The sequence below is a fragment of the Actinomadura logoneensis genome, from assembly GCF_003428695.1.
GTDB lineage: Bacteria > Actinomycetota > Actinomycetes > Streptosporangiales > Streptosporangiaceae > Spirillospora > Spirillospora logoneensis.
This window is the reverse complement of record NZ_QURH01000942.1, coordinates 1-7,900: the sequence shown is the minus strand read 5'-3', so window position 1 is coordinate 7,900 and position 7,900 is coordinate 1. Positions and strand designations below refer to the sequence as shown.

The following is a 7,900-nucleotide window of genomic DNA, read 5'->3' as shown; positions in this document are numbered from 1 at the left end:
GGGAACGCGGCGGCCAGCAGCGCGCTGCCGCCGGTGGTCGCGGCGGCGGCGCCCGCACCGGCGAGCAGCCGCGCGGCGACGAGCGTGCCGATGTCCGGGGCGAGCGCCGCGACCAGCATGGACGCGGTGAACACGGCGAGGCCGCCCGTGAACATCCGGCGGCGTCCGATGCGGTCGGCGAGCGAGCCGGTGCCCGCCATGAGGCTCGCGAAGGTCAGGAAGAAGGCGTTGACCACCCACTGGGAGGCGGCGAGCCCCGCGTGCAGCGACCGGCCGACGTCGGCGGTCGCCTCGGCCGCGCCGGTGGCCGTGATCGGAATGAGCAGCAGCGCCCCGCAGACCACGCCGAGCGTCCACCCAGCAGCCCCTCGCCGCGCCCCCGTCGCCCGAGCCCCCGTCCCTGAAGCAGCCGTCCCCCGGACCTCCGTCCCCGAAGCAGCCGCCCGCCGAACCCCCTTGCCCCGAGCCTCGCTCCTCGAAGCAGCCGTCCCCCGAGCCCCCGTCTCTCGAGCCTCCGCTTCCGGAGCAGCCGTCCCCCGAGCCCCCGTCTCTCGAGCAACCGTTCCCCGAGCGCCCTTGCCCGGGCCGGACGGGTGCTGCCCGGCGGACGGCTCAGCACCGGCCGTCTGCCGGGCGGGGGCGCCGGACGGAGCCGAGGTGGTCAGGCGGCGCATGGGTGGGCTCCAGACGACGGACGGGACTCCAGACGGATGGTGCTTCGGGCGGACGGGGCCGAGGGCGACCTGTGTCGGCCGGGTGCGTGCAGGCGGGAGCGCCGGGGTGTGGGCGGGGTTGGGAGTGGGGCGGGCATGTCCTGCCTTCGAGTTCGTATGACCATCAGAGCATTGATGGAAACACAATCTCTGATGGATGTACGGGCCTTGTCAAGTCGTCGGAGCTTGGTAGGGTGCGTCCGGAAAGGGAGGGCGATGGAGGCCGACGAGCGGATCGAGCAGGCCACGGCCTGGCGACCGGGCATGCTGATCAAGCGCGCCGAGCAGGCGCTCATCGCCGAGAAGGGGCGGGTGCTGCGGCCGTTCGGGCTGACCGTCCCGCAGTACGCGGCGATGTTCACGCTCTCGCTCGCGCCCGGCATCTCCGGCGCGCGGCTGGCCCGGTACTGCGCGGTGACGCCGCAGAGCATGACGACCGTGCTGAAGACGCTGGAGGCGCGCGGGCTGGTCGAGCGCCGTCCGTCCGAAGACCACGCGCAGGTGCTCGTCACCCGGCTCACACCGGAGGGCGAGGCCCTGCTCGACCACGCGGACGCCGCCGCCTCCGCCGTCGAGCGCCGCCTCGTGGACGCCTTCGACGCCGGCGAGCTGGAAGCGCTCCGCGCCCTGCTCGGACGGGCGGTGGACGTCCTCGGCTAGTTTCCGGAGATTTCTGGAAACAGTCGCGCCGAACCGGGGTAACGATCTCAGCATACGGGGATCAACCAGGCGGAATACCCGTCCCGTCCGAGGTCACGAGCCCCATGTCCCCCTATGTCTTCGCCTGGATCCTGTGGATCCTGATGTTCTTGGCGATCGAGCTTCCCGCGGTGTTCAACCGGCAGCCCGGCGACACGCTGTCCGAGGTGGTGTGGAAGGTGTTCGCCGTCCGCGGCAAGCCGGTCGGCTGGCAACTGCGCAGGCTCGCGCTGCTTCTCGGCCTCGGCTGGCTGGTCGCGCACCTGCTCAGCGGCGGCCTGGTCTGACCCCGGCGGTCCGCCGCCTGGTCTGACCCCGGCGGTCCGCCGCCTGGTCTGACGCCGACGGGCCGCTGCCTGCTCTGGCAGCGGCGGGCCGCCTGCTTGGCCTGGCGCCGACGTGCTGCCGCGTGGTCGGACGCCATCGCGCCCCCGCGTGGTCTGGCACCGGTGGGCCGCCGCTTGGCCTGGCGCCGACGGTCCGTGGTCTGGCACCGGCTGGCCCCGCGTGGTCCGACGCGGGGCCAGCCGCTGTGTGGTCTGGCGTCGGCGGGCCCGCGTGGTCGGACGCCATCGCGCCGCCGCGTGGTCTGGCACCGGCGGGCCGCCGCGTGGTCTGGCGCCGCCTGGATTGACGTTGGCGGTTCGCCGCTTGGCCTGGCGCTGGCGGGCCCGCGTGGTCCGACGCCATCGCGCCGCTGTGTGGTCTGGCGCCGGCGGGTCCCGCCTGGATTGACGCTGGCGGGTCCCGCGTGGTCTGGCGTCGGCGGGCCCGCGTGGTCGGACGCCATCGCGCCGCCGCGTGGTCTGGCGCCGACGGGCCGCCGCGTGGTCTGGCGCCGCCTGGATTGACGTTGGCGGTTCGCCGCGTGGTCCGGCGCCAGTGGGCCGTGGTCTGGCGCCAGTGGGCCGTGGTCTGGCGCCAGTGGGCCGTGGTCTGGTGCCGGCGGGCCCCGTGGTCGGACGCCATCGCGTCGCCGCGTGGTCTGGTGCCGGTGGGCGTCGCCTGGATTGACGCTGGCGGGCCGCCGCTCGGTCTGGTACCGGTGGCCGCTGCTTGGTCACGTGTGTGTAACAAGCGTCCCCCCGGTATGTTTTCGTCCTACTTCTTACCTCTACGGTCGCAACGCGAATTGTGGCGATCCCACGTGAAGGTGAGAAGATGCGGCGCGTTTCCCACAGGGCGATGTCCCTGCTGCTGGCGGGCGGCCTGACCGCCTCCGGACTCGGCCTCGCCGGCGCGGCCCACGCCGCGGCCCCGGCCGCGAGCGGGGACATCCTGGCCCAGCTCAAGGCGATCCCGGGCATGACCGTGCAGGAGAAGTCGTCCACGCTGCCCGGCTACCGCTGGTTCTGGCTGACCTACAAGCAGCCGGTCGACCACCGCAAGCCCCGGGGCAAGTGGTTCGAGCAGCGCATCATGCTGGAGCACCGCGACGCGAGCGCGCCGATGGTCGAGTACACCAGCGGCTACAACACGCCCGAGACGATGTTCCAGTCGGAGCCGACGGCGCTGCTGAAGGCCAACCAGATCTCGGTCGAGTACCGGTACTTCACCCCGTCCCGGCCGACGGCCGCGAACTGGAAGTACGACAACATCTGGCAGGCCGCCACCGACGAGCACCGGATCGTCAAGGCGCTCAAGCCGATCTACAAGGCCAAGTGGATCAACACGGGCGGCAGCAAGGGCGGTATGACCGCGACCTACCACAAGCGGTTCTACCCCAACGACGTGGACGGCTCGGTCGTGTACGTCGCGCCGAACGACTACAACAACAACCACGACAAGGCCTACGACAGGTTCTTCCAGACGGTCGGCACCGACCCGCAGTGCCGCGCCCACGTCAAGGACCTGGCCCGCGAGATCCTCAAGCGCCGCACGGCGATGGAGACGCGGCTGACCGCGGACGCCAAGGCCAACGGGTGGACGTTCTCCATCCTGAAGACCGTCGACCGCGCCTTCGAGAACTCCGTCATGGACTTCGAGTGGGGCTTCTGGCAGTACCACCTGCAGGCCGAGTGCGCCTCGCTGCCGGCGACCAACGCGTCCGACGACGCCATCTACAAGGTGTTCATGGACATCGCGGACGGCTCGTCCTACGCGGACCAGAACCTGGCGGCGTACATCCCGTACTACTACCAGGCGGGCACCCAGCTCGGCTGGCCGTCGCCGAAGTTCCCGAACCTGCACGACCTGCTGCGTTACGAGAGCAGCTACGTCCCCCGGACGTACGTGCCGCGCGACATCCAGATGAAGTTCGACAACGGCAAGGCGATGCGGGACATCGACGCGTGGGTGCGCGGCAACGCCAACCACATGCTGTTCCTCTACGGCGCCAACGACCCGTGGGGCAGCAAGCCGTTCCGCCTCGGCAAGGGCAGCCGCGACTCGGCCGTCTACGTCGCGCCGGGCATGAACCACAGCGGACGGCTCATCGCCAAGCTGCCGGACGCGCAGCGCGCCAAGGCCATCGCCGACCTGCAGCGCTGGGCGGGCGTCACGCCGTCCATGCGGGCCGCGAACGTCGTCCCGACCCCGATGGGCGAGGACCCGACCCTGGCCAAGCGCCCCCCGCTGTAACCAGCGAGCTGCGGCCCCCGGGCCGTAGCACCGAGCCGTAGCCCGTCCGCGGGCTTCCGGTTCCCACCCCCGAGGCGTGGGACACGGACCTTCCCCCGGTCCGAGTCCCACGCCTCGTCATGTCGCCGCCGAGGGTGCTCGCCAGCCGTCATGTCGCCGCCGAGGGTGCTCGTCGGCCGTCCGCCCGGGGTCCGCGTCCGCGGGCGGGCCGCCGCTCAGCCGTCACGTCTCTGCCGTGGACGCTCGCCGGTCGCGGCATCGCCGACCACCCGCCCTCGCCGGCCTGGACGTTCGCCGGGGCATCTCGGGAAGCCGCCGAGGTGGTCATGTCTCGGTGCGGATCCAGGCGGAGGTGTTGCCGGGGAGCAGGTCGCCGTAGCACGGGGCGCTCGTGAGGACGACCTCGCCGCGAGGCAGCCGGACGGGGTTCTCCGAGCAGTTCACCGCGCACGTCAGGCCGCCCCGCCGGAACACCACCGTCGTGTCGGACGCGTCGTCCGGCCACTCAAGCTCCTCGGGCAGGCCGGGCAGCAGCTCGCGGCGCAGCGCCAGCGCGCGGCGGTAGAAGGCGAGCATCGACGCCGGATCGCGCTCCTGCGCCTCGACCGTCAGGGACGCCCAGTCGGCGGGCATCGGCAGCCACGGCCGCACGCCCTCCGGGGCGAAGCCGTACGGCTCCTTCGTCCCCGACCACGGGATCGGGACCCGGCAGCCGTCGCGGCCGGGCCGGCGTCCGCCGGTGCGGCGCGAGATCGGGTCCTGCCGCGCCTCCTCGGGGATGTCCTCGACCTCCGGCAGGCCCAGCTCCTCCCCCTGGTACAGGTAGGCGGAGCCGGGCAGCGCGAGCATCATCAGCAGCGCGGCGCGGGCGCGGGCCGTCCCGACGCCGGGCATCCCGCGCGGCTGCTCGTACCGGGTGACGTGCCGGGGCATGTCGTGACTGGAGAGCACCCAGGTCGGCGCGGCGCCGGTGGGCGCGACCGCCGCGCACGCCGCCCTGATGACGTCCCGGAACGCCGGAGCCGACCAGGGCGCGAGCTGCAGGTCGAACTGGAACGCCTGGTGCAGCTCGTCCGGACGCAGGAAGCGCGCGAGGTCCTCGGGGGAGTCCGTCCAGATCTCGCCGACGGCCATCCGGTCGCCGTCGTAGGAGTCCAGGATCCGCCGCCAGTCCCGGTACACGCCGTGCACCTCCGGACGGCTGTAGACGCGGCCGTACAGCGCGGTGCGCGCGTCCTCCCCGAGGTCGGTGAACGCGGCGTTCTTGAACAGGCCGGCGGCGACGTCGATGCGGAACCCGTCCACGCCGCGGTCGAGCCAGAACCGCAGGATCCTCTCGAACTCCCGCCGGACGGACGGGTCGCGCCAGTTCAGGTCCGGTTGCTCGCGCGCGTACAGGTGCAGGTACCACTGGCCGTCCGGAAGCCGCTCCCAGGCCGGGCCGCCGAACATGGACGGCCAGTCGTTCGGCGGTCCCTCCATCCGGCCGTCCGGACGGAGCCGGCCCGGCCGGAACACGTACCGGTCCCGCGCGGGGTCGCCGGGCGGCGCGGCGAGCGCGCGGCGGAACCACGGATGCCGGTCCGAGGTGTGGTTCGGCACGATGTCGACGATCAGCCGGAGCCCGAGCGCGTGCGCGTCGGCGACCAGCGCGTCGAAGTCGTCCAGGGTGCCGAACCTCGGGTCCACGCCGGTGTGGTCGGCCACGTCGTAGCCGCCGTCGGCGAGCGGCGAGGGGTAGAACGGCGTCAGCCACAGCGCGTCCACGCCGAGGTCGCGCAGGTAGGGGAGCCGCGACCGGACGCCCCGCAGGTCGCCCTCCCCGTCGCCGCCGCCGTCGGCGAAGCTGCGGACATAGACCTCGTACACGACGGCGTGGCGCCACCAGGGGGATCGCGTCATACCAACGATCTACCCGTACTAGGACGAACCTTCACGTAGCGCGGGGGCCTGCGCATACCCCGGGTCATGCGTCCGGCCCCGCTGCGCTGTGCGAGGGGGCCGGGGGAGGGGTGCCGGGGCGGGAGAGGTCAGGAGGGGGAGTTGATCATGGCTTGGGCGGCCATGGTGAAGTAGTTCCAGAGCATCTGCTCCGCCTGGGGCGGGAGCCCGCGCTCGGCGACGGTCTCGTCCAGGGCCTTGCGCATGTGCCGGAGCCAGGCCTCCTTCGCCGCCTCGTCCACCACGAAGGGGACGTGCCGCATGCGCAGCCGCGGATGCCCGCGCTGCTGGCTGTAGGTGTTCGGCCCGCCCCAGTACTGGATGAGGAACAGGCGCAGCCGCTCCTCGGCGGGGCCGAGATCCTCCTCCGGATACATCGCGCGCAGCGCCGGGTCGGCCGCGACGCCCTGGTAGAAGTGGTGCACGAGGACGCGGAACGTCTCCTCGCCCCCGGCCGCCTCGTAGAAGGTCACCTGTTCGGGTTCAGCCATAACGCCCCAAGCCTATGCGGTAGGAGCCCGCTTACGCTTCTTGATCGTCGGGAAGTGGAGAGGCGGTCCGCACCCGGCACGACCGCCCCGGCGCCGGCGCGGGATCAGCCTGCGGCGGCGCGGGATCAGCCTGCGGCGGTGGCCACCGAGACGCCGGCCTGGTCGAAGGCCACCTTGACGCGTTCGCGCAGCTCACGGGCGCAGGCGGCCTGGCGGCCGGGGGCCGTCTTCAGCACCACGCGGATGACCAGCGCGTCCGCCGCGAGCGCCTGGACGCCCCAGACCGACGGCTGCTCGAGGATGTCGTCGGACCACCGCGGGTCCTCGGCCATGAGGTCGGCGGTGGCCTGGAGGATGTCCTTGACCTTCTCGACGTCCTCGTTGATGTCGACGGGGATGTCCAGGACGGCGCGGCCCCAGTTCTGCGACTCGTTGCCGACCTTCTTGATCTCGCCGTTCGGCACGTACCAGACCACGCCGTCGACGTCCCGCATCCGGGTGACGCGCAGGGTGACGGCCTCGACGGTGCCCTTGGCGCTGCCCACGTCGATGACGTCGCCGACGCCGTACTGGTCCTCCAGCAGCATGAACATGCCGGCCAGGCAGTCCTTGACGATGTTCTGGGCGCCGAAGCCGACCGCGACGCCGATGACGCTGGCGCTGGCCACGATCGGGGTCAGGTTCAGCCCGAGGTAGCCGAGGATGCTGAACAGCGCCGTCCCCATGATCACCACGGACGCGACCGAGCGCAGCACCGAGCCGAGCGTCCTGGCCCGCTGCGCGCGCCGCTGGGACAGCAGCGCCGGGCTGCCCTCGAAGATCGTCCGGCTCTTCTCCCGGACCTTCTCCGACATGGTCCCCTCGGCCATGCGGAGCGTGATCTTGCTGATCGTCCGGTGCGCGAGGTTCCGGACGATCAGGGCGATCACGAAGGTGACGGCGATCGCGACGAGCTTGCCCGTCCAGACGTCCAGGTGCCATTCGAAGACGAACCGCGTGGCGTCCGGGCTGTGGGTGATGTTCCAGAACAGGCGGCAGGCCGCCTTCGGATTGGCGCTGCAGTACTGCTCCGCCTTGCCGTCCATCTTGACCAGGGGCTCGCTCAGCGCCGCCGCGTGGGCGGACACGCCGGACGCCACTGTGCCGTACATGGGGGCAGACCCTCCCGACCGATGGTGGATGCCGCGTCACATCGTCGTGGACCTGCGGCGGTACGAGCCCGATCGTAGGGGACGGTGACGACGGGTTCGTCCAACGCCGGACGTGCGACGCGCATCGGCCGGGAAGGGCCTGCCCCCGGGCCGCGGACCCGGATGGACGGGGTGGGAAGCGGGTCCGCGGCCGGTCGGAGGGAGAAGGTACGGAGGCGCTGGTCACACGGCCGCGGGGACGGCCGTCGGGTTTCGGCCGGGCCGCCGCCGGCCACCCGGCCGGACCGGTACCGGCCCAGGCGGTCGGCCGGGCGGGCGGCCGAGC

7 protein-coding genes are annotated in these 7,900 nt (G+C 72.4%); 3 read left to right on the top strand and 4 right to left on the bottom strand.

Translation table 11 applies throughout. The features are described 5' to 3' along the window. The coding region (locus DZF91_RS31830; protein ID WP_117360767.1) for an MFS transporter at positions 1-344 on the bottom strand (344 nt) is incomplete at its 3' end. Positions 345-929: 585 nt separating this feature from the next. Here DZF91_RS31830 and DZF91_RS31825 point away from each other — a divergent pair. The 3 genes from DZF91_RS31825 (at position 930) to DZF91_RS31815 (ending at position 3,992) form a co-directional block, all read left to right on the top strand. Continuing rightward, on the top strand, positions 930-1,373 hold the full coding sequence (locus DZF91_RS31825; protein ID WP_117360766.1) for a MarR family winged helix-turn-helix transcriptional regulator: 444 nt from the start codon (positions 930-932) through the stop codon (positions 1,371-1,373). Between the two features lie 104 nt (positions 1,374-1,477). Further along, complete coding sequence (locus tag DZF91_RS31820) at positions 1,478-1,699, top strand: hypothetical protein (protein WP_117360765.1); 222 nt, start codon at positions 1,478-1,480, stop codon at positions 1,697-1,699. A gap of 874 nt (positions 1,700-2,573) precedes the next feature. Then, on the top strand, positions 2,574-3,992 hold the full coding sequence (locus DZF91_RS31815) for a S28 family serine protease (protein ID WP_235834707.1): 1,419 nt from the start codon (positions 2,574-2,576) through the stop codon (positions 3,990-3,992). 324 nt (positions 3,993-4,316) lie between these two features. Here DZF91_RS31815 and DZF91_RS31810 read toward each other — a convergent pair whose 3' ends face one another. The 3 genes from DZF91_RS31810 to DZF91_RS31800 all read right to left on the bottom strand — a co-directional run bounded on the left by DZF91_RS31810 (position 4,317) and on the right by DZF91_RS31800 (position 7,575). Further along, the gene (locus DZF91_RS31810) at positions 4,317-5,894 is read right to left on the bottom strand and encodes a glycoside hydrolase family 13 protein (protein ID WP_117360763.1); all 1,578 of its coding nucleotides are present in this window, start codon (positions 5,892-5,894) and stop codon (positions 4,317-4,319) included. A gap of 128 nt (positions 5,895-6,022) precedes the next feature. Continuing rightward, positions 6,023-6,424 carry a globin gene (locus DZF91_RS31805; protein WP_117360762.1) on the bottom strand — a complete coding sequence of 134 codons (402 nt, stop codon included), beginning with the start codon at positions 6,422-6,424 and terminating at the stop codon, positions 6,023-6,025. Between the two features lie 125 nt (positions 6,425-6,549). Then, positions 6,550-7,575, bottom strand: coding sequence for a mechanosensitive ion channel family protein (locus DZF91_RS31800; protein ID WP_235834706.1), 1,026 nt, complete (start codon positions 7,573-7,575; stop codon positions 6,550-6,552). Positions 7,576-7,900 lie beyond the last annotated feature (325 nt).

Coding starts and splice junctions, on each gene's coding strand:
- DZF91_RS31825 (WP_117360766.1), top strand. CDS start 930: ATGGAGGCCGACGAGCGGATCGAGCAGGCCACGGCCTGGCGACCGGGC.
- DZF91_RS31820 (WP_117360765.1), top strand. CDS start 1,478: ATGTCCCCCTATGTCTTCGCCTGGATCCTGTGGATCCTGATGTTCTTG.
- DZF91_RS31815 (WP_235834707.1), top strand. CDS start 2,574: ATGCGGCGCGTTTCCCACAGGGCGATGTCCCTGCTGCTGGCGGGCGGC.
- DZF91_RS31810 (WP_117360763.1), bottom strand. CDS start 5,894: ATGACGCGATCCCCCTGGTGGCGCCACGCCGTCGTGTACGAGGTCTAT.
- DZF91_RS31805 (WP_117360762.1), bottom strand. CDS start 6,424: ATGGCTGAACCCGAACAGGTGACCTTCTACGAGGCGGCCGGGGGCGAG.
- DZF91_RS31800 (WP_235834706.1), bottom strand. CDS start 7,575: ATGTACGGCACAGTGGCGTCCGGCGTGTCCGCCCACGCGGCGGCGCTG.